At 65.8% G+C, this 24,228-nt stretch carries 23 protein-coding genes; 10 read left to right on the forward strand and 13 right to left on the reverse strand.

Annotated features, from left to right (window positions below; genetic code table 11):
* Nucleotides 1–15 precede the first annotated feature (15 nt).
* Nucleotides 16–711, reverse strand: coding sequence for a metal-dependent transcriptional regulator (locus tag CXQ91_RS09415; protein WP_104173688.1), 696 nt, complete (start codon nt 709–711; stop codon nt 16–18).
* Nucleotides 712–1,093: 382 nt separating this feature from the next.
* On the opposite strand from CXQ91_RS09415, the gene serC reads away from it, so the two are divergent.
* A complete protein-coding gene (gene serC / locus CXQ91_RS09420) occupies nt 1,094–2,224 on the forward strand; it encodes a phosphoserine transaminase (protein ID WP_104173647.1) in 1,131 nt (376 codons plus the stop codon).
* 23 nt (nt 2,225–2,247) lie between these two features.
* Here the strand turns inward: serC and CXQ91_RS09425 are convergent, their stop codons facing one another.
* The 3 genes from CXQ91_RS09425 to CXQ91_RS09435 are packed head-to-tail and all read right to left on the reverse strand — an operon-like array spanning nt 2,248 to nt 4,681.
* Nucleotides 2,248–3,597, reverse strand: coding sequence for an MFS transporter (locus tag CXQ91_RS09425; protein WP_258073916.1), 1,350 nt, complete (start codon nt 3,595–3,597; stop codon nt 2,248–2,250).
* Nucleotides 3,598–3,641: 44 nt separating this feature from the next.
* Entirely contained in the window at nt 3,642–4,289 is a 648-nt protein-coding gene (locus CXQ91_RS09430; protein WP_104173649.1) for a DUF3027 domain-containing protein, read from the reverse strand.
* An 8-nt stretch (nt 4,290–4,297) separates the two neighbouring features.
* The gene (locus CXQ91_RS09435; protein WP_011690655.1) at nt 4,298–4,681 is read right to left on the reverse strand and encodes a cold-shock protein; all 384 of its coding nucleotides are present in this window, start codon (nt 4,679–4,681) and stop codon (nt 4,298–4,300) included.
* 184 nt (nt 4,682–4,865) lie between these two features.
* Between CXQ91_RS09435 and CXQ91_RS09440 the strand changes: the two genes are divergently transcribed.
* From CXQ91_RS09440 to CXQ91_RS09465, 6 genes are all read left to right on the forward strand, one after another.
* Entirely contained in the window at nt 4,866–5,099 is a 234-nt protein-coding gene (locus CXQ91_RS09440) for a hypothetical protein (RefSeq protein WP_104173650.1), read from the forward strand.
* A gap of 10 nt (nt 5,100–5,109) precedes the next feature.
* A complete protein-coding gene (locus CXQ91_RS09445; RefSeq protein ID WP_104173651.1) occupies nt 5,110–7,614 on the forward strand; it encodes a helicase-associated domain-containing protein in 2,505 nt (834 codons plus the stop codon).
* A gap of 40 nt (nt 7,615–7,654) precedes the next feature.
* A complete protein-coding gene (locus CXQ91_RS09450; RefSeq protein ID WP_104173652.1) occupies nt 7,655–9,310 on the forward strand; it encodes a DNA repair helicase XPB in 1,656 nt (551 codons plus the stop codon).
* 81 nt (nt 9,311–9,391) lie between these two features.
* Nucleotides 9,392–10,102: a response regulator transcription factor gene (locus tag CXQ91_RS09455; protein ID WP_104173653.1), complete on the forward strand. Its 711-nt coding sequence runs from the start codon at nt 9,392–9,394 to the stop codon at nt 10,100–10,102.
* 2 nt (nt 10,103–10,104) lie between these two features.
* Nucleotides 10,105–11,595, forward strand: coding sequence for a cell wall metabolism sensor histidine kinase WalK (locus CXQ91_RS09460; RefSeq protein ID WP_181038840.1), 1,491 nt, complete (start codon nt 10,105–10,107; stop codon nt 11,593–11,595).
* A 116-nt stretch (nt 11,596–11,711) separates the two neighbouring features.
* A complete protein-coding gene (locus tag CXQ91_RS09465) occupies nt 11,712–11,999 on the forward strand; it encodes a WXG100 family type VII secretion target (RefSeq protein ID WP_104173654.1) in 288 nt (95 codons plus the stop codon).
* 84 nt (nt 12,000–12,083) lie between these two features.
* Here the strand turns inward: CXQ91_RS09465 and CXQ91_RS09470 are convergent, their stop codons facing one another.
* From CXQ91_RS09470 to CXQ91_RS09495, 6 genes are all read right to left on the reverse strand, one after another.
* The gene (locus CXQ91_RS09470) at nt 12,084–13,091 is read right to left on the reverse strand and encodes a ribonuclease HI family protein (RefSeq protein ID WP_104173655.1); all 1,008 of its coding nucleotides are present in this window, start codon (nt 13,089–13,091) and stop codon (nt 12,084–12,086) included.
* Between the two features lie 210 nt (nt 13,092–13,301).
* Nucleotides 13,302–14,930 (reverse strand): chaperonin GroEL, encoded by a 1,629-nt coding sequence (groL, locus tag CXQ91_RS09475; RefSeq protein ID WP_104173656.1) that lies wholly within the window; start codon nt 14,928–14,930, stop codon nt 13,302–13,304.
* Nucleotides 14,931–15,225: 295 nt separating this feature from the next.
* Nucleotides 15,226–16,560 (reverse strand): ABC transporter substrate-binding protein, encoded by a 1,335-nt coding sequence (locus CXQ91_RS09480; RefSeq protein WP_104173657.1) that lies wholly within the window; start codon nt 16,558–16,560, stop codon nt 15,226–15,228.
* On the reverse strand, nt 16,560–16,763 hold the full coding sequence (locus CXQ91_RS09485; RefSeq protein ID WP_146072315.1) for a cold-shock protein: 204 nt from the start codon (nt 16,761–16,763) through the stop codon (nt 16,560–16,562). The genes CXQ91_RS09480 and CXQ91_RS09485 overlap by 1 nt, the downstream gene beginning before the upstream one ends.
* Before the next feature lie 169 nt (nt 16,764–16,932).
* A complete protein-coding gene (locus CXQ91_RS09490; RefSeq protein ID WP_104173658.1) occupies nt 16,933–17,580 on the reverse strand; it encodes a LytR C-terminal domain-containing protein in 648 nt (215 codons plus the stop codon).
* 49 nt (nt 17,581–17,629) lie between these two features.
* Entirely contained in the window at nt 17,630–17,917 is a 288-nt protein-coding gene (locus CXQ91_RS09495; RefSeq protein ID WP_258073917.1) for a DUF3263 domain-containing protein, read from the reverse strand.
* 206 nt (nt 17,918–18,123) lie between these two features.
* Between CXQ91_RS09495 and CXQ91_RS09500 the strand changes: the two genes are divergently transcribed.
* The gene (locus CXQ91_RS09500; RefSeq protein WP_104173659.1) at nt 18,124–18,891 is read left to right on the forward strand and encodes a uracil-DNA glycosylase; all 768 of its coding nucleotides are present in this window, start codon (nt 18,124–18,126) and stop codon (nt 18,889–18,891) included.
* 105 nt (nt 18,892–18,996) lie between these two features.
* Nucleotides 18,997–19,836, forward strand: coding sequence for a siderophore-interacting protein (locus CXQ91_RS09505; RefSeq protein WP_104173660.1), 840 nt, complete (start codon nt 18,997–18,999; stop codon nt 19,834–19,836).
* Between the two features lie 58 nt (nt 19,837–19,894).
* Here the strand turns inward: CXQ91_RS09505 and CXQ91_RS09510 are convergent, their stop codons facing one another.
* The 3 genes from CXQ91_RS09510 to CXQ91_RS09520 form a co-directional block, all read right to left on the reverse strand.
* On the reverse strand, nt 19,895–21,391 hold the full coding sequence (locus CXQ91_RS09510) for a threonine/serine exporter ThrE family protein (RefSeq protein WP_104173661.1): 1,497 nt from the start codon (nt 21,389–21,391) through the stop codon (nt 19,895–19,897).
* Nucleotides 21,392–21,422: 31 nt separating this feature from the next.
* Nucleotides 21,423–22,496 (reverse strand): peptidoglycan bridge formation glycyltransferase FemA/FemB family protein, encoded by a 1,074-nt coding sequence (locus CXQ91_RS09515; RefSeq protein WP_104173662.1) that lies wholly within the window; start codon nt 22,494–22,496, stop codon nt 21,423–21,425.
* A gap of 117 nt (nt 22,497–22,613) precedes the next feature.
* Entirely contained in the window at nt 22,614–23,435 is an 822-nt protein-coding gene (locus tag CXQ91_RS09520) for a DNA/RNA non-specific endonuclease (RefSeq protein WP_104173663.1), read from the reverse strand.
* A 122-nt stretch (nt 23,436–23,557) separates the two neighbouring features.
* On the opposite strand from CXQ91_RS09520, the gene CXQ91_RS09525 reads away from it, so the two are divergent.
* The gene (locus tag CXQ91_RS09525) at nt 23,558–24,148 is read left to right on the forward strand and encodes a TspO/MBR family protein (protein ID WP_104173664.1); all 591 of its coding nucleotides are present in this window, start codon (nt 23,558–23,560) and stop codon (nt 24,146–24,148) included.
* Nucleotides 24,149–24,228: the final 80 nt, after the last annotated feature.

A 24,228-nucleotide genomic window follows, 5' to 3' on the forward strand; every position in this document is an offset into this window, starting at 1 on the left:
CTATGATGCGTGCGGTTAGCTGACGGTAACAAACACGTGGGCCGCAACTTCCGGCGGCAGCTCGAGGGCGCCTTCGATTTCAGGCACGCGCACCGAGATGTACTCCCCAACCCGCTCCAGGGCGAGCGTCGCGCCAGGCCGGATTCCGCCTTCATCCAGCTGGACCAGCAGCTCCGGTTCAACCTGGATGGGTTCGGCCAGGCGGCTGACAGTAATGCGCGAGTCGGCCCCGTACCCGGTCATGGCGTCGAGCAGGTTCACCACGCCGTCGGTGAACAAAGGAGCCGGTTGGCCGCCAAGCGCCGCCAGGCCGGGAATGGGATTGCCATAGGGGGAAACCGTGGGGTGGTTCAGGAGTTCGAAAATGCGCCGTTCAACGCGCTCACTCATGACATGTTCCCAGCGGCAGGCTTCGTCGTGGACATACGCCCAGTCAAGGCCGATAACGTCAGCCAGGAGCCGTTCCGCCAGCCTGTGCTTGCGCATGACTTCGGTGGCCCGTTTCCGGCCGGTTTCGGTGAGCTCAAGGTGCCGGTCGCCGGAAACAACCACCAGCCCGTCGCGCTCCATCCGGCCGATGGTCTGCGAAACGGTGGGCCCTGAGTGGCGCAGCCGTTCGGCAATCCGGGCGCGGAGAGCCACGATGTTCTCTTCCTCAAGCTCCAAGATTGTCCGAAGATACATCTCCGTGGTGTCGATCAGATCCGTCATCCAGCTCAGCTCCTCGAGCACAGTCCTTGCGTCAGTCCCACCGTACCGCGCGGAAGCGTTCTCCGTCGGTCTCGTCAAGTGGATAGGCATCCACCGATCAGCCTTGGGAACAGCCCTCCCGGGGATCAGCCCGGCCGGCGTCGCGGCCCGCTGTACGTCAAGCTCAAGCCTAGCCTATTTTGAATTACTCCGGATAATCCGCCGCAGTACAGCCGGCGCAACTGAAGTGCGCCGACCGCCGGGATGTCTCAGTGACTGGACTATGACGGGTGCCGTTCCGTCCCCCGCAGGCACGTCAGGCAGAATATAGGGGATTCCTCCGGCAGGAACCCGTGTACTGCCGGGCCTCTCCCACGTCCACGCCGAAAAAATTGGAGCCATCGTGAGCGACACCAGCATCACTATCCCCGCCAACCTCCTGCCCAAGGACGGACGGTTCGGCGCCGGGCCTTCAAAGGTCCGCCCGGAGCAGATCGAGGCACTTTCCGCCGCGTCCGCCACGTTGCTGGGTACCTCCCACCGCCAGGCCCCGGTGAAGAACCTCGTGGGATCGGTCCGCAACGGCCTCAGCGAATTTTTCCGCGCGCCTGAGGGCTACGAGGTCGTTCTTGGCGTGGGTGGCTCCACCGCGTTTTGGGACATCGCGGCGTTCGGCCTGGTGGACAGCAAGGCCCAGCACCTTTCCTTCGGCGAGTTCGGCTCCAAGTTCGCCTCCGCCACGAACAAGGCTCCGTTCCTGGACGCCTCCTCCATCCTCAAGGCCGAGCCCGGCACGCGGCCCACAGCCCAGGCGGAAGCGGGCGTGGACGTGTACGCCTGGCCGCAGAACGAAACGTCCACGGGTGTGGCTGCCCCGGTCAAGCGGGTTGCCGGTGCGGATGAGGGATCACTGGTCCTGGTGGATGCCACGTCCGCCGCGGGCGGCCTGGATGTGGATGTCTCAGAAGCCGACGTTTACTACTTTGCGCCGCAGAAGAACTTCGCGTCCGACGGCGGCCTGTGGCTGGGCCTCTTCTCCCCCGCCGCGCTGGAGCGTGCCGCGAGGATCAAGGAAAGCGGCCGGTGGATCCCGGACTTCCTGGACCTGCAGACCGCCATTGACAACTCCCGCCTGAACCAGACGTACAACACCCCGGCGCTGGCTACCCTGGTGACGCTGGACGCGCAGGTACAGTGGCTGAACGCCAGCGGCGGCCTCGATTTTGCCGCTGCCCGCACTGCCGATTCAGCCGGACGCATCTACTCCTGGGCCGAGGCCTCCGAGTACGCCACGCCGTTTGTCACCAAGGCCGAAGACCGCTCAAACGTGATCGCCACGATCGATTTCGACGACTCGATTGATGCCGCGGCCATCGCCAAGGTCCTCCGCGCCAACGGGATTGTGGACACGGAGCCTTACCGCAAGCTGGGGCGCAACCAGCTGCGCATCGCCACCTTCGTTGCGATCGAGCCGGACGATGTCTCGGCCCTCCTGTCCAGCATCGACTACGTAGTAGGCGAACTGCGGAAGTAACGCATCAGCTGACGCTGACCCCGTTAGCGTTCGACGGCGTCGTCCGGGTTTTGCTCCCGGACGGCGCCTTCTTCTTTGCCTTCTTGTCTTTCCGCTTCGCTGGTGTGGCCGGACGCGCCGGATACCAGTCGGAAAAACCGCATCCCCCGGGCACGGCGGTTGAAGCCCAGCCTCAGCTGCTTTGCCCGGATGATCCACACCATTCCGATCAGCGCGGCCAGCAGCCCGGAAACCGCGGCCACGGACATGGACCAGCGCGGCCCTGCAACGTTGGCCACCCAGCCGACCAGGGGCGCCCCGATGGGGGTTCCGCCCATGAAGATGGCCATGTAGAGGGCCATCACCCGGCCGCGCATGACCGGGTCCGTGGTGGTCTGCACGTAGCCGTTGGCGCTGGTCATCATCGTGATGGCAAAGAGGCCCACCGGCACCAGGGCCACGCCGAACCAGAAGTAGCTGGGGGCCAGGGCCGCCAGCCCTGACGTGACGCCGAACGCGCCGGCTGCTCCGAAAATGATCCGCAGCCGTGGCTTGCTTCGGCCGGCGGACAGCAGCGCGCCAGCCACGGAGCCGATGGCCATGATGGAGTTCATCAGCCCGAAGGCACCGGCGTCCAAACCGAACTCTGTACCCACCATGGCCGCGATGAACAGGACAAAATTCAGGCCGAGGGTGCCCACAATGAATACGGCCACGAGGACCACCACGATGTCCGGGCGGAACCGTACGTAACGAAGTCCTTCACGGATCCTCCCCTTGCCGGGAGCCGCGCGGGGAAGGAGGCGCAGGGATGAAGCTGGAATCTTCCACAGGCTCAACAGGAGGGCCAGGAACGTGGTGGTGTTGATCAGGAACACCCATCCCGGTCCGACGGCCACCGTCAGCACGCCGGCCACCGCGGGTCCGATCATCCTGGCGACGTTGAAGGAGGCGCTGTTGAGTGCCACCGCGTTGGGCAGGTAGTCGTCCCGCACCAACTCGGAGACGAAAGTCTGCCGCACCGGTGCGTCCAGGGCGGAAACAAGGCCCAGGAGCAGGGCAAAAGCGTAGACATGCCACAGCTGCCCGGCACCGAGGACCACCAGGAGGCCCAGCCCGGTGCTCAGCAGCGCCATGGTGGACTGGGTCAGCACCAGGAGGTGCCGCCGGTTGAAGCGGTCAGCCACCAGGCCGGCCACGGGCGCCAGGAAGAGCTGCGGCCCCAGCTGCAGGGCCATGGTGATGCCCATGGCCCCCGCGTCATGATCTGTCAGATGGTCAAAGACCAGCCAGTCCTGGGCGGTGCGCTGCATCCAGGTCCCGATATTGGATATCAGGGCACCAACGAACCAGAGCCGGTAGTTGACGATATGCAGGGACTTGAAGGTGGACATCATCGCCGGCCTCCGTGTTGCCTGGTCCCCGTTATTTCAGCTGGCTAGTCAGCCTCGCGGAGCGATTGGCCGGCGTCTGATTCCGGGTGGCCGGCGTCAGGGCGGTCGTCGGGTTCCTCTTCCGCGCCGCCGTCGGAAACGGCATCCTCGTCGTCGTCGAAAACGGGTGCCCCATCGTCGTCGAAAACAGTTGCCTCGCCCATCAGGTCCGGGGCCGTATCGTCCGCGGCTGCGTCGTCCGCAGCGTCCACGGCGATCCCGTCGACGGCTGCGCCGGCGTCCGCAGTTTCGGCGTCCGCAATTTCATCGTCCTGGGCATCTTCGGGGCGGACCCGTTCTGCCCACGGCACCCATTCCGGCGCAAGGATTGAATCCTCCGAGGGCAACAGGCCGAGTTCGTTCACCGTGATGACCTTGGAACGTGAATTGCGTGTGAGCACCGCGTACCACTGCCAGCCCTGGTACCCGGCCAGCAGGGACTCAAAGAGATGCGTGACAACACGGTCACCCTCGGTCTTTGCACCCAGGTGCCGTCCGATCTGCGAGGCCGGGGCGATACCCTCAACCGCAGTCCGGGCAAAGTCGGCGGCTGCAGCGAGCACGGCATCCGGCTTGCCGGTGCGCCATACGGGGACGCCGGCACGGGGCCTTGAGGCCGGTTTGGGGGCGCCCTGATCAGGTTCGGAAGTCATACGGATGCCTAAGCGTCCAGCTCGTCGGCAACCTTACGGAGGGCGGCGGCAATCGCCTTGGCCTTGTTGCCTTCCGGGTACTTTCCGGCGGACAGCGTTCCGGACAGGTTATCCAGCACGGTCACCAGGTCCTGGACCAGGGGGGCCAGGTCCTTGGCGCTGGGACGCTTTGCTTTGGCGATGGACGGTGTCTTGTCCAGCACGCGCAATCCGAGCGCCTGTGCGCCCTTGCGTCCGTCAGCCACGCCAAACTCCACCCGGGTGCCGGCCTTGAGCTCCGTTACGCCCTCGGGCAGGGCGGATTTGGGCAGGAATACTTCCTGGCCGTCCTCGCCCGCGAGGAATCCGAAGCCTTTTTCCTTGTCATACCACTTGACCTTGCCGGTAGGCACGTAATCAACCTTCTTCGTTCTGGACTTCCTGTGACACGGCCGGCGGCCACCGCATCCGCATTGATATGCGGGTTCAGGGTATGACTGCCTGGACCATGTTGGTCTGTATCTTCAAGGTTATCCTGCCGGGACCCGGTTTCCCGCTTTGCGGCACGGGCACAGCCGGGCTGTTAGCGTTACTTCCATGACACCCTCCCGCTACCGGCGGCCACTGATGATAGTTGCGGCGGTCATTGCCGTTTTTTCCCTGGCCGCCGTGGGCGCCGTCATGGCCATTGCCTTTGCCGGCAGCGCTGCCCCGGTGTGGGTGACGTCCTTTGCCTTGTACGGCCTGCCGCTGGCATTCTTCCTGATGATTATCCTGGTGATCGACGGCGTTGCCGCCCGGCGCCGGGCAGGAAAGTCCGGCGGGCGGTAACGTTGGACTGATGTCCCTTATTCGCGCGCTCAGCAAGGAACTGGAGGCACGCAGCGATGACTCGTTGCGGGCCTTGTTCTCCGCGCGGCCGGACCTCATCTCCCCGAACGTTCCGGACTTCCCGGCCCTGGCGGCCCGGGCCAGCGCACGAGTCAGTGTGCAACGGGCGCTGGAGCGGCTGAACCGGCCGCAGATGCAGGTCCTGGAGACCCTTCACCTCTGCACCAACACGGACACGGCCCACAGCGCTTCGGCTGCGGGGCTGAAGAAACTGGTCCACGGCGCGTCGCTTTCCGCCATTGAACGGATCCTGCATTCCCTTGAGGAACTGGCCCTTGTGCACCGTGCCGATCCCCCGCACGGTGCCGCGCTGCCTGCCGGTCCCCGCCAGCGGTTCTATCTTCCGGTGGGAAGCCTTCGGGACGTCGTGGGAATTTATCCGGCGGGGCTGGGCCGCAGCTACACGGAACTGGTCCGGCTGCAGCCGGCCTTCGCCCAGCGCGTGGTGCAACTCGTAGCCGAGCTGCACCACAGCGGTGCCGCCATCCATCCCGCAACAACGCCCATGGAAGCCGCCCTGTCGCTGCAGCACTGGACGGCCACCCCGGAGGCGCTGAACCGGATCCTCGCCACGGCCCCGGAGCGGACCACCGGGCTCCTGGCACGCTTCGGAAACTGGGCCATGGGCGCGGTCCCCCAGGCCCAACGGCGCGCTTCGGTCCTCAACGAAGGTTCCGACGTCGGCCCGGTGGACTGGCTCCTGGCGAGGGGCCTGCTGGTCCCGCTGGACGCCGCGCACGTGGAGTTGCCGCACAGCGTGGGCATCTCGCTCCGCGGCGGCGCCGTGATCGAGGATTTCACCCTGACTCCCCCTGTCCCCAGGCTTGGACAGACCACGGCGGCACTGCGGCGCAATGCCGCCTTGGGCGCCATCGCGGAAACCCTCCGGCTGACAGGCGACCTCCTGTACTGCGTGCGCGAGCAGCCGCTCGTGACATTGCGGAGCGGCGGCGTCGGGGTGCGCGAGATGAAGCGGCTGGCCGACTCGCTCCGGATCGAACTGCACGACGCCGGCCTGCTGGTGGAGCTCTGCGCCCTCGCCGGACTCGTCCGGCTTGACGTTGACAGCTCCGCCTGGGTCCAGCCAGAGCAGCTGGAGTGGCTTACGCTGCCGCGGCAGGAGCAGTGGCTGTGGCTGGTCAATGCCTGGCTGGCCAGCGAGCGCGCCCCGTCGCTGGTGGGGCAGCCCATCACCGGCCCCGGCGCGGGCCCCGCCCCGCATCGTGCTGCGGCCGGCACCACCATCAACGCACTGTCCGCTGAAGCCCAGCGGCCCGACGCCCCTGTGGTCCGGAAGCGGATTCTGGAGATCCTGAACGAACTTACGCTTGAGGCGGCCGAGGCGGATGGCAAGGCGCCGGTGCTTGACGCCGCGGCGGTGCTGCAACGGGCCGAGTGGACCCAGCCGCGCATGGCCAGGCGTTTTAGTTCGCTGATCCGCGGTGTCCTCGCCGAAGCCGAAATGCTCGGCCTCATCGGTTCGGGTGCGCTCAGCCAGCTGGGCTCGGCCATAGCCGCCGAGCGTCCGGATGAGGCTTTGGACATCCTGGGAGAGCATCTGCCGGCCGCACTCAACCACGTCCTGCTGCAGGCCGACCTTACTGCTGTGGCGCCGGGATACCTGGCACCTGAGCTGAGCGAAAAGCTCCTTATGATGGCCGACGCCGAGGGCCAGGGTCCGGCCACTATCTACCGCTTCTCGGTGGCCTCGATCCGTCGCGCCCTCGACGCCGGCCACGACGCCGCCAGTTTGTTGGGCTTCCTGCGCGAGCATTCGGCCACCGCGGTGCCGCAGCCGCTTGAGTACCTCGTGGAGGACACCGCGGCGCGTCACGGCAGGCTCCGGGTGGGCGGCGCCTCCAGTTTTATCCAGAGCGACGATGAGGACGCCCTGCTGGAGCTGGTCAAGGAATCCAGCGCGTCCGGGCTGGGGCTGGTACGCATCGCGCCCACAGTCCTCATATCCCGCGCGGGGCCAAAGGAAACCGCCCAGGTTTTGCGTGCCCTGGGATTGTCGCCGGCCGTCGAGGAACCGGAATCAGCGCTGGTCCGGCTGCGCCGCACCACTGCCGTTCCGGGCAGCGGGCGCCCGGTGTACAGCGCGCCGCGTACGGCGCCTCCTGAGGCCGACGTCGACGCCCAGCTGGTGATTCTCCGCAGCCACAAGGGCTCCCACGGCGGGAACGGCAACGGGAGCCACCGCCCGCCGGCGGGATCAACTGGTGAGGAAGCAACGCAGCTCGGGCTCGAAACCCTGCAGAAGGCCATCCGGCTCCGGCAGTCCGTGGTGATGAACGTTGTGGACGGCCAGGGGAATTCCAGCCGGGAAACGGTTGTTCCGGTTTCTGTGAGCGGAGGACGGGTCAGGGTGTTCGACCCCGCCCGCGAAACCGAGCGGGTGCTCTCCATCCACCGGATCATCGATATTGAGGCGGAAGAGGAATTCCAGCAGTGACCAGCATCCACCCGACCGGGAGCCTTCGGGCGTTGGCGCCGTGAACGACGGCCCCCTGATTGTCCAGAGCGACAAAACCATCCTGCTGGAAGTGGACCATGAGCAGGCAACGGAGGCCCGGCACGCCATCGCCGCCTTCGCCGAGCTTGAGCGCGCGCCGGAGCACGTGCACAGCTACCGCCTCACTCCCCTGGGCCTGTGGAATGCCCGCGCGGCAGGGCTGGATGCTGAACGGGTGCTGGACACCCTCCTGAAGTATTCGCGTTTTCCCGTCCCGCATTCCCTGCTCATCGACATTGAAGAAACGATGTCCCGGTACGGCAGGCTGCGGTTGGAAAAGGATCCGCAGCACGGACTGGTGATGCGGACCAACGATTACCCCGTGCTCGAGGAAGTCTGCCGTGCCAAGAAGATCCAGCCGTTGCTGGGCCCGCGCATCGACGGCGAAACCGTGGTGGTGCATTCCTCGCAGCGGGGGCAGCTAAAGCAGCTGCTCCTCAAGATCGGCTGGCCCGCAGAGGACCTTGCCGGCTACGTGGACGGCACGCCCCACCCCATCATGCTCAATGAAACCGGCTGGAAGCTCCGGCCGTACCAGAAGCTGGCCACGGAGAACTTCTGGGCCGGCGGCAGCGGAGTGGTGGTGCTCCCCTGCGGAGCAGGCAAGACCCTGGTGGGCGCGGCGGCCATGGCCACCAGCTCCACCACGGTGTTGATCCTCGTAACCAACACCGTGTCCGCCCGGCAATGGAAGGACGAGCTCATCAAGCGGACGTCCCTGACGGCGGATGAGATCGGCGAGTATTCCGGTTCGGTCAAGGAAGTCCGCCCGGTCACGATCGCGACGTACCAGGTCCTCACGACGAAACGCGGCGGACTCTATGCCCATCTGGAACTGCTGGACGGCCACGACTGGGGCCTGATCATCTACGACGAGGTCCACCTGCTGCCGGCACCCATCTTCCGGATGACGGCGGACCTGCAGGCCCGGCGGCGGCTGGGCCTGACGGCAACGCTGGTGCGCGAGGACGGCCGCGAAGGCGAGGTCTTCAGCCTGATCGGGCCCAAGCGCTACGACGCCCCCTGGAAGGACATCGAGGCCCAGGGCTACATCGCGCCGGCTGACTGCGTGGAAGTCAGGGTGGACCTGCCGCACGACGAACGTGTTGCGTACGCCATGGCCGAGGACGCCGACAAATACAGGCTGTGCGCCACCTCCGAAACCAAATCCGATGTGGTGGAACAACTGGTGGCGCAGCACCGCGGCGAGCAGCTGCTGGTGATCGGTCAGTACATTGATCAGCTGGACGAACTGGGCGAACGGCTGCAGGCCCCGGTCATCAAAGGCGACACGTCCGTGAAGGAACGCCAGAAGCTGTTCGACGCGTTCCGGGCTGGCGAGGTGCAGACCCTGGTGGTTTCCAAGGTGGCCAACTTTTCCATTGACCTTCCCGAAGCCTCGGTCGCCATCCAGGTGTCCGGCTCCTTCGGTTCCCGGCAGGAGGAAGCCCAGCGCCTGGGCCGCCTGCTGCGCCCCAAACAGGACGGCCGCGCGGCGCGGTTCTATTCACTGGTGGCACGGGACACGCTCGACCAGGACTTCGCAGCGAAGCGCCAGCGGTTCCTGGCGGAGCAGGGCTATGCCTACCGGATCATGGATGCCAAGGACGTCGGACGGAATCCCACAGCCACCTGAGCGGACCTCCCGAGGCCGGACCCATGGGACACACAACATTCATTCAGAAAACTCCCAGATTCTGGGAGCATCATGGGAGATATGAAAAAGAACGGTCCCGAAGCCAAGCTGCTCGTCGTCGATGATGAACCAAACATCCGCGAGTTGCTCTCCACGTCGCTGAGGTTCGCCGGCTTCGAGGTCGTCTCGGCCGGCAACGGACGCGATGCCCTCGCCGCCGCCGAGCTCCACTCCCCCGATCTTGCGGTCCTTGACGTCATGCTGCCCGATATGGACGGCTTCACGGTGACCCGCCGGCTGCGTGCCGCCGGCAAGCACTTCCCCGTCCTCTTCCTCACCGCCAAGGATGACACCGAAGACAAGGTCACCGGCCTCACGGTCGGCGGCGACGACTATGTCACCAAACCTTTCAGCCTGGACGAGGTGGTGGCCCGGATCCGCGCCGTACTCCGGCGCACCCAGCCCATGATTGACGACGACGCCGTGATCCGGGTGGACGACCTGGAGCTCGACGACGACGCCCATGAGGTACGGCGCGGCGGGACAGTCATTGAGCTCTCGCCCACCGAGTTCAAGCTCCTGCGCTACCTCATGCTGAACCCGAACCGGGTCCTGTCCAAGTCCCAGATCCTGGACCACGTCTGGGAATACGACTTCAACGGCGACGCCTCGATCGTGGAGTCCTACATCTCCTACCTCCGCCGCAAGGTTGACATCGATCCCGATGCCCCCGCCCTCATCCAGACCAAGCGCGGGGTGGGCTACGTACTGCGGACAGCCGAGAAGCGCTGACCTTGCTGCGCCGTTGGAAGTCGGCCTCACTGCGTTCCCAGCTGGTGGCCATCATGATGGCGCTGATGCTGGTGGCACTCGCCGTGACCGGTTCCGGCACGCTCACGCTCCTGCACAGCTACCTGCAGGGGCAGGTGGACGACAAGCTCAAGGTCGCCGTCAATTCCGTTAAGCAGCAGCAATCCTTCAGCCAGTTGCAGGAACAGAACCCGAATATCCCCACGGATTATTCCCTCATGCTCCTGCGCCCTGACCAGGACCCCTTCCCGTTCGGCGGCAGCAAGGACTCCCACCCGGACATCGACAGCCTGTCCCCGGCGGATGCCAAGAGGCTCGACCTCGACCCGTTCCAGGTCCGCGGAACCGACGGGCGCAACTGGCGCGTCGTGGCGCTGAACGTGCTGGACGGCAACCAGCGCAACGCCGTCGTGATTATCGGGCTGCCGCTGGCCCCCGTGGACTCCGTCGTGGAACACGCTGCGCTGGTGGTGATCGGGGTGGGCTTCCTGACGCTGGTTCTTGCCTTCTTCATTGCCACTTGGACGGTGTCCAGGTCCTTCCGCCCGTTGGCGCGGGTCGAAAAGACAGCAGCAGCCATCGCTGCGGGTGACCTGTCGCGCCGCGTCGATGTGGAGAATCCCGCCACGGAAGTGGGCCGGCTGGGCGGCTCGCTCAACGCGATGCTCAGCCACATTGAGTCCGCCTTCGCAGCCAGGATGGCCTCGGAAGAGCGGATGCGCCGCTTTGCCGCTGACGCTTCGCATGAGCTTCGCACTCCCCTCGTGACGATCCGGGGGTTCTCCGAGCTCTACCGCCAGGGTGCCCTGACCAAGGAAGAGGACGTGGCCACCGCGATGGGGCGGATCGAAAGCGAGGCCAAGCGGATGGGCTCCATGGTGGAGGACCTGCTGCTCCTGGCCAGGCTGGACGAGCAGCGCCCCCTGCAGCAAAAGCCCGTGGACCTGCTGCTCCTGGCAAACGACGCCGTGGTGGACACCCAGGCCAGCGACCGGGACCGGAACATATCACTGACCGGCCTCGACGGCGGACCGCCGTCTCCGGCGCCGGTGCTGGGCGATGAGGCGAAGCTCCGCCAGGTGGTGGGAAACCTGGTGGGCAACGCCCTGCGATACACCCCGGCAGGAACGCCCCTTGAACTCGCGGTGGGCGTACGGACCGGCGACGCCGGCCAACGCCACTCTGTCATCGAGGTGCGCGACCATGGCCCCGGGATCTCCGAGGACGAGGCCCCGCGGATCTTCGAGCGTTTCTACCGGGCGGATACCTCGCGGACCCGCGAAACAGGCGGCAGCGGCCTGGGTCTGGCCATCGTGGCGGCCATCGTGGGCTCCCACTCCGGCTACGTCCGGGTGGAACAGACCGACGGCGGCGGTGCCACCATGGTTGTCAGCCTTCCGTTCCAGGACGAGGCAGCAGACTTTGCAGACAGTAACCACGACGGCGGCGACGGCGGCGAGGTTGTCCACATATAGGCAGTATTTGTAGCGCGGTTTTCCGCCCACTTCCTAGGCTCGACGTAGCGGTCCCGACACCCAGGGCCGTCCGCAGGCTTGAACAAGCGTGCGCACTGCGTCGAAGGGCAATAACCATGAGCATCATCTCTGTTGATACCGAGCTGCTCCAGCTCAAGTCAGCGAACGTCAAGGCCACGGTGGACCGCATCAGCGCGGACGTCCAGGCGATGAAGCGCGGGCTGGATGAACTGCAGGGCACCTGGCGCGGATCCGCTGCCACCAACTTCCAGGCGCTGATCACGGAGTGGACCCTCACCCAGGGCAAAGTCGAGGCTTCCCTCGCCTCCATCAACCTGGCCCTCACCTCGGCGGCCGCCACCTACGCCCAGGCCGAGCAGGGCAATGCCCAGCGGTTTAGCTGAACCGGACAGATGATGTGTGCTGCCGGCTCCTTGGGCCAACGTGTTTGGCGGATGTGCGGCCGGGCTGCGCCGCCGGGCCGCGGCTTACGCCTCCGGTGTTCCCTGGTGAAAGCGCAGGCGCCACTGGGATCCGTCAAGGACCCAGAGCGAACTGCGGAGCGAGGATCCCGCCCTTCCCTTGCTGCGGTAGGTCAACAGGACTGCCTCAGCTCCGACCCGATCGGCACCGATCAGGTCCAGTTCAGCTCCGCCGCCGGGGTTTTCCTCGAGCGCCATCATCATTGAATCCCGCGTCCACAGCCGCCCTGACGTACCGATCTCCGTGAACTCCGGGTGCAGCAGCACTCCTGTACGCCCGATGTCGGCGCGGGTGTCGGGGCGGAGCAGCTCCCGTTCCTGTGCCTCAACGATGGCCTCAGGGGCTGCTTCCGGCCCGGCCTGCGCGGCGAAGGGATCCGTCTCCAGCTCACTGAAAAGGTCTGGCTCGCTGAAAAGGTCCGGCTGATTGCTGCGTCCCGGCGGGGTGAGGAGCTCCTGCTGCCCTGGCGCCTTGAGGGCGGCTGCGGGGGCTCCGCCCGCTGCACTGCCGGCTCCCGTGAACGGCCGGGAGGCCGCTGCCCCGTCCCCGCGCACGAAGCCCGGTCCTGACCGCACTGCAACGCCCTGCTGATAGGCGGTCGCGGCGGCCCTGGCGCGGTCGTCAGCGGCTTCGTTCAGGTCATGGCCGGCGTGACCCCGCACCCATTCAAAGCGGTATTTGCGTCCTGTAAGCGACTGGTCGATTTCGCGAAGGATCTCCACGTTCAGCACGGGTTTGCCGTCCGCCTTGCGCCAGCCCTTGCGCTTCCACCCCGGCATCCATTTGGTCACCGAGTTGATCACGTACTGGCTGTCGCACAGGATGTGCAGTTCCTCGTCCGGAAGGTGCGCCGTGCAGCGGAAAAGATCCAGCACAGCCATCAGCTCGCCCTGGTTGTTTGTACCGTGCGGCCAGCCGCCCGCCCGCCAGCAGTCATCATTCACGTACCAGGCCCATCCGGCCGGACCGGGATTTCCTAAAGCCGAACCGTCGGCTGCTGCAGTAATCGTCACCGCACTATCCTGCCAGACCGGCCCGACATTGTGGTTCTCCGCAGCAGGAACCAGTTCAGTGGGCGCGGGTTCAGTACCCGCCTGGCGGGACTGTCGGCGGTCGTCCGCAGCCGTCCGTGCCGACGCGCCTTGGGCCGGCCAACGCAAAGTGCGGCCCCCTCGAATCGAGGGAGCCGCACTGAGTGTGTGCGTCAGGCGCGGTTGGACAGGTTAGAAACCGCCCATGCCGCCCATCTCGTCGCCGCCACCCATGGCCGGAGCGTTCTTCTCCGGCTTGTCGGCCACTACGGCCTCGGTGGTGAGGAACAGGCCCGCGATGGAAGCGGCGTTCTGCAGTGCAGAGCGCGTTACCTTGACGGGGTCGTTGATGCCGGCAGCCAGCAGGTCAACGTACTGTCCGGTTGCAGCGTTCAGGCCGTGGCCTGCAGGCAGGCCGCGGACCTTGTCCACAACAACGCCCGGCTCAAGGCCGGCGTTGAATGCGATCTGCTTCAGCGGTGCGTCGATGGCAACGCGGACGATGTTCGCGCCCGTTGCTTCGTCGCCTTCGAGCTGCAGGTTGGCGAATGCCTTGGCGCCGGCCTGGATGAGGGCTACGCCACCACCGGCAACGATGCCTTCTTCAACAGCAGCCTTGGCGTTGCGGACAGCGTCCTCAATGCGGTGCTTGCGTTCCTTGAGCTCAACTTCGGTAGCGGCACCAGCCTTGATGACCGCAACGCCGCCGGCCAGCTTGGCCAGGCGTTCCTGCAGCTTCTCGCGGTCGTAGTCGGAATCGGAGTTCTCGATCTCGGCGCGGATCTGGGAAACGCGGCCGGCGATCTGGTCTGCGTCGCCTGCACCCTCGACGATGGTGGTCTCGTCCTTGGTGACAACAACCTTGCGTGCCTTGCCCAGGAGTTCGAGGCCGGCGGTCTCAAGCTTGAGGCCGACTTCCTCGGAGATGACCTGGCCACCGGTGAGGATGGCGATGTCCGCGAGCTGCGCCTTGCGGCGGTCGCCGAAGCCCGGAGCCTTGACGGCGACGGACTTGAAGGTGCCACGGATCTTGTTGACGATCAGGGTGGCCAGGGCCTCGCCCTCGATGTCTTCGGCAATGATCAGCAGCGGCTTGCTGGACTGCATGACCTTTTCGAGGACAGCAACCAGTTCCTTGACGTTGGAGATCTTGGAGTTGACGATCAGGATGTACGGATCCTCGAGGACCGTTTCCTGGCGCTCAGCGTCGGTGACGAAGTAAGCGGAGATGTAGCCCTTGTCGAAGCGCATGCCTTCGGTGAGCTCAAGCTCGAGGCCGAAGGTGTTGGACTCCTCGACGGTGATAACACCTTCCTTGCCAACCTTGTCCAGCGCTTCAGCGATCAGGGCGCCGATTTCGTCGTCACCGGCGGAGATGGATGCCGTAGCGGCGATCTCTTCCTTGGTTTCGATTTCCTTGGCGGAAGCGAGCAGCTCGATGGTGACGGCTTCAACAGCCTTCTCGATGCCGCGCTTCAGGGACAGCGGGTCAGCGCCGGCTGCGACGTTGCGCAGGCCTTCCTTGACCAGGGCCTGTGCCAGCACGGTTGCCGTGGTGGTGCCGTCGCCAGCGACGTCGTCCGTCTTCTTGGCAACTTCCTTGACCAGCTCGGCGCCGATCTTCTCGTAGGGATCGTCCAGCTCGATCTCCTTGGCGATGGAAACACCATCGTTGGTGATCGTGGGGGCGCCCCACTTCTTTTCGAGGACGACGTTGCGTCCACGCGGGCCGAGGGTGACCTTGACGGCGTCGGCGAGGATGTTCAGGCCCCGCTCAAGACCGCGGCGTGCCTCTTCATCAAATGCAATGATCTTGGCCATAACGGCAGTAGTCCTTTCGGGACAGTCGTTAAGAATGAACCTTCGCTGCGGTGCCCGCGACGGACGACCCTTCACCGTCGGCCTCTGTATGCCGCGCGGATGGGATCTCACCCCAGCAAGGTATTTCTTTCGCTCCTTGTCCTTCCCGCTTACTCCACAACCGGCCGGAACCGGGCGTCGATTTAGCAGTCAGTCCGTGGGAGTGCTAAATCAATAATTAGCACTCCCCCGGGGAGAGTGCAAGCAGAGACTGCGGGAAATAGCGCGCCTGCGGCCCACGCTACGCTAGGAGCGATCAGCCGCCGGCGCGGGCGGCAGTTTCGCTGCCGGTCATCCTGGCCTTGTTGTCCGCGGAATAAGTGAACACCATGTAGTTGGCCGAGGTTACGTCCCCGTTGGCATCGAAGCCGATCCGGCCGGACTCGCCGTCGTAATCCGCAGGCTTTCCGGCCTTGATGGCGTCGGCGCATTCCTTGTAGTTTTTGCACACCGCGGCCGCGCCGTCCCCCGAGGCTGCGGACGGCACTGTTCCGCCGGACTTCCCACTCCCGCCGGAGACGGCGATCAGCCCCGCCGCAATGGAGGATCCGGCGTCGTCCTGGGCCGCGGCCGCGGCGATGGCCGCCAGGTTCACCGCGTCGTAAGTTTCCGCGGCGAACGTCATGTCCTTGAGCCCGGGATCAACCGCCACGAGCTCGCCCTGGAAATGCGCAGACGGGAAGACGCCCGGAAGGATCCCGCGGGCGCCGTCGAGGGCCTTGGACCCGAGGGCGGAGCCGTACTGGTGGATGGCGCCGTCGCTGAGGATGAGCTTTTTGCCGGCCAGACCTTTGTTGTTGAGTTCTGCAATTGCGCCCTGGGCACCGGTTCGCGCCACCAGGATGACGGCGTCCGGGCCGGCGGCCTTTGCGGCCGCGGCAGCCTGTTGTGCCTGGCCAGGCGTGAATTCGGCATCGGCGACGGTGCCAAGGCCGGCCGCCTTGGCGGCCGCCGCGACGGCCACGGAGACGTCCTTGCCGTAGCTGCCTTCCTCGTGCAGGACCGCTATGGTCCGGGCCCCGCCGTCCTTTGCCAGTTTGACCAGGACGGGAGCCTGGGCCACGTCGGCTGCTGAGGTGCGGAAGTAGTACCCCCCGCTCCTGTACCGGGAGAGGCCGTGCGCGGCATTCGCCGGGGAAATGACAGCCACTTTGGCGCGTGCCAGGACATCAATCGCGCCCGGCGCGCGGCTTGAGTCGGTGGGACCGATGACTACATCAGCCTTCGCCGCCACGAGTTCCTTGGCCTGAGCCGTTGTGTCCTCGCTGATTTTCTCCGGGAGCAGTTCCACCGGCCGCCCCTTGTGGCCCCCTGCGGCGTTGATCTCCTCGACGGCGAGCTTGGCCGCTGCGAGCTGCGAGGAGTTCAGAAACGACTGCTTGCCCGTGTTGTCCAGGATCAGGCCGATCCGCAGCGTCCCGTCACCGCCGGCATCGACCGTGTCGACACGGGCGTTTCCGGTCTGGCCGGAGCAGCCGGCCAGCACCAGTGCCGTGCCCGCGGCAAGCACCACAGCGGCGGCGAACCGCAGCCGCGCACCGCCGGAGCGGACGGAAGTCGTTGTGCCGTGCACCGCCGCGGAAGGAAGCATCAGGCCGGCCGGACGTTTTCTGCCTGGGGACCCTTTTCGCCTTCGCCCACTTCGAACTGCACCCGCTGCCCTTCGTCCAGGGCCCGGTAGCCCTCGCCCTCGATGGCCGACCAGTGGACGAAGACGTCGTCGCCGGAGCCGTCTACGGTGATGAAGCCATAGCCTTTTTCGGCGTTGAACCATTTGACGGTTCCCAATGCCATGTTGCCCACACTTTCCGGTTGCTTCTGTTCGGCCCACGTCACTGTGCGCCGTCGGGACGGTCCGCGCGTTGCGGCGCGGCATCCGGAATCACTCTAGCTATTGCCGTTGCCGGGCGCAGGACCGCGGCCTGCGAGCCCCCAATAGTTATTCAGGCGTAACCGAATTCCCCTACTGGAAGCCGGGCCCGAGGACCACCACGACAGGCTGCTGGAATTCAGCGGAGTCCACGAGCGAGGTGATGTTGAGGAGTTCACCCAGGGCCTCGGCGTTGGCTTTTTGCTCAGCTCCGTTGTAGTAGATAACGGAGGACTTCTGCGGCGTTCCGCCCCAGTTGCCCACCGGTCCGAGTGTCCAGCCGTCCGCCGAAACGGTGTTGCTCACCCGGCCCGCAAGCCCTGCAGTCGTGGTCCCGTTGTAGACCGCCACGGGCTGGGACTTGTCAACGGCCGGTGCGTCGTCCTCGGGAGCGGTGGATGGAGTGCCGGTGGTGGGGAGCGCTTCACCGGCAGAGGGAGTCGTGCTTGGATCCGCGCTGGGCTCGGCGCTCTGGGATGCTGTCTGCGGCGCCTCAGCGGAGGCTGAAGCGGAGGGGCTTTCCTGGGCGGACCCGGCCGCAAGGAGCGGGCTGCCGGTGGGGGCGAATCCCAGTTTGGGCAGGAACAGGAAGGCAACCAGGCCGATGGCGAGAGCCAGAACGCCGACGGCCAGAATGGGTCCCAGCCGGCGCCGGGGAGCATCGGAAGCGACCCGGTGGACACCCTGTCGTGAGGAGGTCTCCGGGACCTTGTCGAATTCATCCCGAGCGTATTTGGTCATGGTAAAACGATGTCCTTGCTGGTACTTGCTGATTTCTCAGCCCTGACTCTTACGCGTCTGAGCCCAAACGGCGCGCCGTGCGTGCCCGTTGGCGTGACGTACGTAGTCTACGCAATCTCTTCACGAGCATGGGGTCGTGGGCGAGGGCGTCCTCGGTATCAATCAGCGTGTTGAGGATCTGGTAGTAGTGGGTGGCGGAGAGGTCGAACAGCTCCCGGATGGCCTGCTCCTTTGCCCCGGCATACTTCCACCACTGACGCTCGAGCCCCAGCATTTGCTGGTCCCGCTCACTCAGCCGTGAGCCCGGCTGCGGGGCGGGCAGGAGGTCCAGGGTCACCGCGGTTTGGCTGGCGGTGTCCGCAAGTGACAGATCATCGCGCACTGGTTCGGCCACGGCAAACTCCTTCACTTGATCCGGTCAAAGTCTCTTTCCATGGTACGGGCGAATAACACGCGTGTCATTTACGTCGTGTGACGTGCCGTCGGGAGGCGGGCGGGCCCCATTCACCGGCTCCTGGAGCACAGCACTGCGAGAATGGACTCGTGTTTGATTCTGAAGCTTTGTTCGACCTGGAGCCTGCTGCGGGTGGGGGTCTGGGGTTCGCCGAGATGGCACGGATGCCGTTGGCGGAACTGGTGGCAGCCGACTGGGCCGCGGCGCTTGCTCCTGTGGAAGCGGAACTGCGCAGCGTCCTGGGGTTCCTGGCAGCTGAAGTGGCGGCCGGGCACCCGGTGCTTCCGGCGCCGTCGAACGTCCTGCGCGCCTTTCGGCGACCGCTGGCTGACGTCAGGGTGCTCATCGTGGGCCAGGACCCGTATCCGACCCCCGGCCACCCCATCGGGCTGTCCTTCGCAGTTGACGGGCACACCCGGCCCATTCCGCGCAGCCTGGCGAACATCTACAAGGAACTTGAAGCCGACCTGGGCCTGCCGGCCCGTATCCACGGTGACCTGTCGCGCTGGGCGGAGCAGGGGGTCCTCCTGCTGAACCGGGTCCTTACGGTCCGTGCAGGTGCGGCGGGGTCCCACCGCGGGAAAGGATGGGAGCCCATCACGACGGCGGCCATTGCCGCCGTTGCCGGACGGCGCTCTGCCGACGGCAGCCCTGTGCCCTTGGTAGCCGTCCTATGGGGCAAGGATGCCGAGAATGTCCGGCCCCTGCTGGGGAACGCACCCGTGCTGGCCAGCGCCCATCCCAGCCCGTTGTCAGCCTCGCGCGGGTTCTTCGGTTCCCGGCCGTTCAGCCAAGCCAACGAAACGCTCCGGTCGTTGGGTTCGGAGCCGGTGGACTGGGAGCTGCCTGTCCTCTGACCCGGGCCGGCACCGCCGGGGCCTGATTCGGCCCGCGTGGCAAGCCTGCGAACCCGGGAGCCCGGCCGGAGCTCCGGGAGGGCAACTTAGCCTAGGCTTACTTACATGACTTCACTGCCCGCAACCACTTCAGCCAGCCGAAAATCGCGTCCCCAGACGAATCTCACGGTCCTCAGGCGCGAGGAACTCTCGCCCCACATGGTGCGGATCGTGGCCGGCGGCGAGGGCTTCTCCGGCTACGTGAACAACGATTACGTCGACCGTTACGTGAAGATCGCCTTCCCCCAGCCCGACGTCGAATACCCGCTCCCCCTGGACCTCTGGGCGGTCCGGGAGTCCATGCCGCGTGAACAGTGGCCGCACACCCGGACGTACACGGTGCGCTGGGTTGATGAAGAAAACCGTGAGCTGGCAATCGACTTTGTGATCCACGGCGACGAGGGCCTGGCTGGGCCGTGGGCGGCCAAAGCCCAGCCCGGCGACAGCCTGGTGTTCACCGGGCCGGGCGGCGGCTACAACCCCGACCCTGCTGCCGACTGGCACCTCTTCGCCGGTGACGAGGCCGCCCTCCCTGCAATTGCAGCCGCCATCGAGTCGTTGCCGCGGGAGGCCCGTGGCCTGGCGTTCCTGGAGGTGGACAGCGACGCCGAGATCCAGCCGATAGCGGCACCCGCCGGGCTGCAGATCCGGTGGCTGCCGCGTAACGGCGTCCCTGCCGGAAGCAGTGAACTGCTGATCAACGCCGTACGGGATGCCGAGTGGCCTGGCGGGCGGGCGCAGGTATTCGCCCACGGCGAGCGCGGCTACATGAAGTCCCTCCGGGAGGTCCTCTTCCGTGAGCGTGGCCTGGAACGCGGGCAGGTATCGCTTTCCGGGTACTGGGCCCACGGGCGAGTGGAGGACGACTTCCAGGCTGAAAAGAAGCTCCCCATCGGCCAGATCTAGCGGTCCGATGCAGCGGACCGAGGGTGAGGACTGATCCGGAAGCGGCCTTCGCGCCCGGCTAGCGGCGGCGGGCGCGCCGGCGTTCGTTGCTGGCCAGGCTGCGGGTCAGCGGACGGGCCAGGGTATCGCCCAGGACGATCCCGGCCGCGACGCCGAGCACGATCGCCCCTGCGTTCAGCATCCCCCCGGCGCCGATCAGGATTTCCGATTCCTCAATGGTCAATACATACATGGACCGGAATATGGTGAGTCCCGGCAACAGGATCAGCGCGGCGGGAACGGCCACCACCAGCTGCGGGGCGCCCATCCGGAGCGCCACTACCCGGCCGAGCAGGCCGATGACAACGGCGGCCAGAGCCGGAGAGAAGCGCGGCCCGATTCCCAGTTCCTGACCACCGATGAGGACCAGATAGCCGATGACACCCACCGCCGCTGTGGGGAGGAGAAGCTTCCAGCTCGTCTGTTCTGTGATTCCGATCGCGACGACGGCGACGGCAACCATGATGCCCACGGCCCACCACGGATACGCCGGCGGGAATGTTTTGGTGACGTCGATCGGTTCCATGCCAGTCATGTCCACGACCACGAAGCCGACGGCGATGCCGGTCACCAGGGCGCCGAAGGTCAGGATGGTCGACAGGAAACGGCCGGCGGCGGTGACCGGGAATCCGTTGATGGCATCCTGTACCGACGAGACGAGCCGTCCGGTCGGAAGCAGCAGCAGGATTCCGCCGACCACCACGATCTCGGGTGCGATCTGTATGCCCACCGGGCTGCCGAAACGCGACAAGAGCAGGGCGATGAAGGTGACCAGGAACGCGCACGAGGCGGTAATGAAGAAGTCCGGTGTGCGCCAGCGGCTCAGCCGCCGGGCCAGGAGGCTAACCAGCAGGTTGGAGACGAAGGCGACCGCGGAGGCTCCGAGCCCGCCACCGAGCACACCGACGAAGACGGCGGAGAACACAGCGAACGCGACCGTAACCATCCAGCGTGGGAATGGCTTGGAGCTCCGGACGATTTCGTCCAGCCGGCGTACTGCCTCGTCGCGGCCCACACCGCCGGCAACAATCTCCGTGACCAGCTGGTGCACCTGGGCCAGGCCTGCGTAGTTGTTGGTCCAGGACCGCACCACGCGCAGCAGGGTGATGGGCGTCTGGTCCTTGGGGGCGTAGTTGATTGCCACCGACTGGTTGGTGATGTCCACTTCGATGTGCTTCAGGCCCAGGGCGGCGGTGATCGCGATGATGCTGGTTTCCACTTCCAGGGCCCCGGCCCCGTACCGGAACATGGACTCGGCCAGGTGGAGCGCGAAGTCGATGGTCTTGCGCGCGGACGTGTCCACTCCCCCCACCTGGATCATGGGGTTGGCGTAGGGGCTGCCCGCGAGCCTGTCCACGATGCTCATGGGGGCCGTGGGCGGGTTTTCGCCATGCACGAGCCTGCGCAGCATGCGTTTGGCCGCGGCGTCCTGCCGCACCTGGGACGCGGTGAGTGGTTCTGTCGGGGGCAGCGCCCCCGTGGGCGGCCTGCGGCGACCGTCCGGTGCTTTGGTCATTGCGGCCTCCTCAAGGGCATCACAAGGGTTTTTAGTAAAACTGCCGGCCTGTTCGCCGGGTGTAGATCTGGCGCGCGACGCGTTCGCCGGCAGCCATCCAGGCCCTGTATTTCAGCGGGCTGATCACCTGGTCGTAGCAGCCCACGAAGTCGGTGACCGTTTTGCTGAAACTCGTCTTGAACAGCCCCAGCCCGTGGAAGGGGTTGGAGGTGTCCTTGAGTTTGTCGCTCGGCGGCGTTCCGCAGAAGTCGTATTCCGTACAGCCGAGTTCCTTGACCTGGTTGATCGCCGTCCATTGGACCAGGTGGGAGTCGCCGTACTGGCCGCGCTTCTGCAGCGAACCGCCGTCCTTGTACGTCCCCTTCCGGCCGTAGTTGATCACGAAGGCACCCACGGAGGGGACCCCATTCTCGTAGACGAACAGCAGCCGGCCCTGGCCGCGGTCAATGAAGTTGGTCCAGAACTTCTGGTAATACTCGTACTCCCGGACCCTGACCTGCGACTTCGCTTCCACCGTGGTGGTCATGAGGGCGTACATTGCCCTGAAGTTCTCCTCGGTGGGCTCCGCGTTGTGGACTTCCACACCTTCCCGGATGGCCCGGCGGACGGCGTTGCGCCCCCTGGAATGCAGGTTCCGCAGCAGCTGGTTCTCTTCCGGCGCGATGTCCAGCAGCGCCGTGGAGTCGTTGGGCTGCAGGTTGTGGGTCTTGACCAGGCCCGCGCCCTCGATCACCCGCTTGGCGTCCTCGGAGAGGATGATGTCAGGCTCGATCTTGATAGCGAATACGCCGAGCCTTGCACGCCTAACGAACTCGGCGTTTGCCGCCGCGATTCCCGGGATGTCCTCCACTGCTGCCACGTCCGGCCCCTTGATGAGGTACCAGAGCTTGCCGAGGACCGGGAAGGACTTCTCCAGCACCAGGTTGTAGCTCGTGTAGTCGGCGGTCTCGTAGACCAGGTGAAGCGGCTTCCAGCCGAAGTGCTGCTTGACCTGGGCGAAGGCCTCGGACTGGAGCAGGTTTCCGCCATTCGGGTTCGCGGTGACGTGGGAGTCCCAGTTGGCGACCTCCTCGGCGGAGGCGAAGCGGGCGGTGAATTCTCGCAAGTGCGCGGTGTCCAATCTTTGCGGCAGTGCTTCGGTGCATGCCGGGCATGCAATCCACAAGTCTATCGGCCCTGCCTGGAAGACACTGACCGGGGACCCTCCCCCGCGGCCACGGCCTCAAAGCCGGATCTGCTCCATGGACTCGAGCCGTAACGCCATGGGTTCCTTGCCCCGGGAGCGCTGGCTTTTGACGAGCCGATCCGCGTTTTCCAGCCGGGAAAGGCTCAGCCCGGTCAGCTCGGCGATCTGCCGCACCGGGACCTGAAAGGTGCGGAAGGGGCCAAGCGGCGGCGGTTCATCCGCCAGAAGCCGTTCCCGGATAGCCTTCTTGAGCTCCACTTTCCCCAGCAGCGGCGACTGGTCCAGCAGGAATCCCGCGGCAGCAAGCTTTCCGTCCATGGTCCAGGCAGCGACCTTCCAGAACTTCCTGGGAATCTGGACTCCCCGGTAGGGCAGGTCGTCCTCCTCCAGGACGGGCCCGGTGAAGACACTGAGCTTGGCGTCGTTGAGGTCGGCATGGTTGAGCACGTGGTCCTCCAGCCCGACCCACAGTTCCTTGCCCTGATTGAAGTCGTCAACCTGGGGTGCGGCGTTGGTGAAGGCGAAGGTGTCCTGGTTGGCTGCCTTAGCCGTGGCCGTGTCGCCCCAGACGGGATCCAGCCGCCGCACGAGATGCCCGCGGTCGAAAGCGTTGTTCTTGTAAACGTCCGGCCCTGCCTGCTGCTCCTTCGGAACGCGGGAATCAAAATGCCAGGTTCCTTCGCGGGCCAACGGCACAAGCTCGCGTCCGTTGATGTTCACCCCGACGACGGCGGCCAGTTTGCGCGCGGCACGCAACCGGACGGAAAAGTGGATGTAGTCAAGCAGAACCGTTGCTGCCGGCGGACTGGGCAGCTCAAGGCGTGCCCGCAAGAAGTCCCGGTCGTATCCCCCACTCATAGCTCCATAGTGGCACTGCCCCCTGACTGTGAACAGAGCGGGTGGACGGGGAAACCCAGTGCCTACGCGCCCGTGCCGGTCCGGCGCTTGACGCGGCGCTCCGGACTGGCAAGGGTTGAAGGATGCAGGCTCACCACGAACAATCCACGCCCGGTCCCGACGGCGGCCCCTTCAACGGTCCCGGCGCGTCCGTCCGCGGGTCCGAGTCCAGCTTCGAAAGCCACAGCGCCGGCGTTCAGGTGCTCGGACTGGCGGTGTTCCTGGCGGCTTCCGCGCTGGTCTCCTGGCTGGGTGCCATCGCCACGCTGAACAATGTGAACGGCTGGTACGTCGCCGCGGACAAGGCCCCATGGTCACCGCCCAACTGGGTGTTCGGCCCGGTCTGGACGCTGCTCTATGTCGCCATGGCAGTGGCCGCATGGCTCGTCTGGCGCCGCCTCACTGAACGCACCAGACCTGCGTTGGTTGCCTACGGGATCCAGCTGCTGCTAAACCTGCTGTGGACGCCGGTGTTCTTCGGCCTCTATCCGGTGATGGGCACGCCGGCGCTCTGGCTGGGCTTCGCCGTCATCATCGCCCTGATAATCGCTGTGACCGTGACCGTCCTGTATTTCGGCCCCATCAGTCGCGCCGCCGGCCTCCTGTTGTTGCCCTATGTCTCCTGGCTGGTGTTCGCCGCCAGCCTGAACTTGTGGGCGGCGCTGCACAACTGAGTCAGCACTCCACGACATTGACGGCGAGGCCGCCCATGGCGGTTTCCTTGTATTTGGAGCTCATGTCCTTGCCGGTTTCG

The sequence above is a fragment of the Arthrobacter sp. Y81 genome (assembly GCF_002929335.1).
In the GTDB taxonomy this organism is placed as follows: domain Bacteria; phylum Actinomycetota; class Actinomycetes; order Actinomycetales; family Micrococcaceae; genus Arthrobacter.

Coding starts and splice junctions, on each gene's coding strand:
- CXQ91_RS09480 (WP_104173657.1), bottom strand. CDS start 16,560: ATGCTTCCTTCCGCGGCGGTGCACGGCACAACGACTTCCGTCCGCTCC.
- CXQ91_RS09425 (WP_258073916.1), bottom strand. CDS start 3,597: ATGTCCACCTTCAAGTCCCTGCATATCGTCAACTACCGGCTCTGGTTC.
- CXQ91_RS09455 (WP_104173653.1), top strand. CDS start 9,392: ATGAAAAAGAACGGTCCCGAAGCCAAGCTGCTCGTCGTCGATGATGAA.
- CXQ91_RS09430 (WP_104173649.1), bottom strand. CDS start 4,289: ATGACTTCCGAACCTGATCAGGGCGCCCCCAAACCGGCCTCAAGGCCC.
- CXQ91_RS09520 (WP_104173663.1), bottom strand. CDS start 23,435: ATGAGTGGGGGATACGACCGGGACTTCTTGCGGGCACGCCTTGAGCTG.
- groL (WP_104173656.1), bottom strand. CDS start 14,930: ATGGCCAAGATCATTGCATTTGATGAAGAGGCACGCCGCGGTCTTGAG.
- CXQ91_RS09415 (WP_104173688.1), bottom strand. CDS start 711: ATGACGGATCTGATCGACACCACGGAGATGTATCTTCGGACAATCTTG.
- CXQ91_RS09505 (WP_104173660.1), top strand. CDS start 18,997: ATGACTTCACTGCCCGCAACCACTTCAGCCAGCCGAAAATCGCGTCCC.
- CXQ91_RS09485 (WP_146072315.1), bottom strand. CDS start 16,763: ATGGCATTGGGAACCGTCAAATGGTTCAACGCCGAAAAAGGCTATGGC.
- CXQ91_RS09465 (WP_104173654.1), top strand. CDS start 11,712: ATGAGCATCATCTCTGTTGATACCGAGCTGCTCCAGCTCAAGTCAGCG.
- CXQ91_RS09510 (WP_104173661.1), bottom strand. CDS start 21,391: ATGACCAAAGCACCGGACGGTCGCCGCAGGCCGCCCACGGGGGCGCTG.
- CXQ91_RS09525 (WP_104173664.1), top strand. CDS start 23,558: ATGCAGGCTCACCACGAACAATCCACGCCCGGTCCCGACGGCGGCCCC.
- CXQ91_RS09440 (WP_104173650.1), top strand. CDS start 4,866: ATGACACCCTCCCGCTACCGGCGGCCACTGATGATAGTTGCGGCGGTC.
- CXQ91_RS09445 (WP_104173651.1), top strand. CDS start 5,110: ATGTCCCTTATTCGCGCGCTCAGCAAGGAACTGGAGGCACGCAGCGAT.
- CXQ91_RS09490 (WP_104173658.1), bottom strand. CDS start 17,580: ATGACCAAATACGCTCGGGATGAATTCGACAAGGTCCCGGAGACCTCC.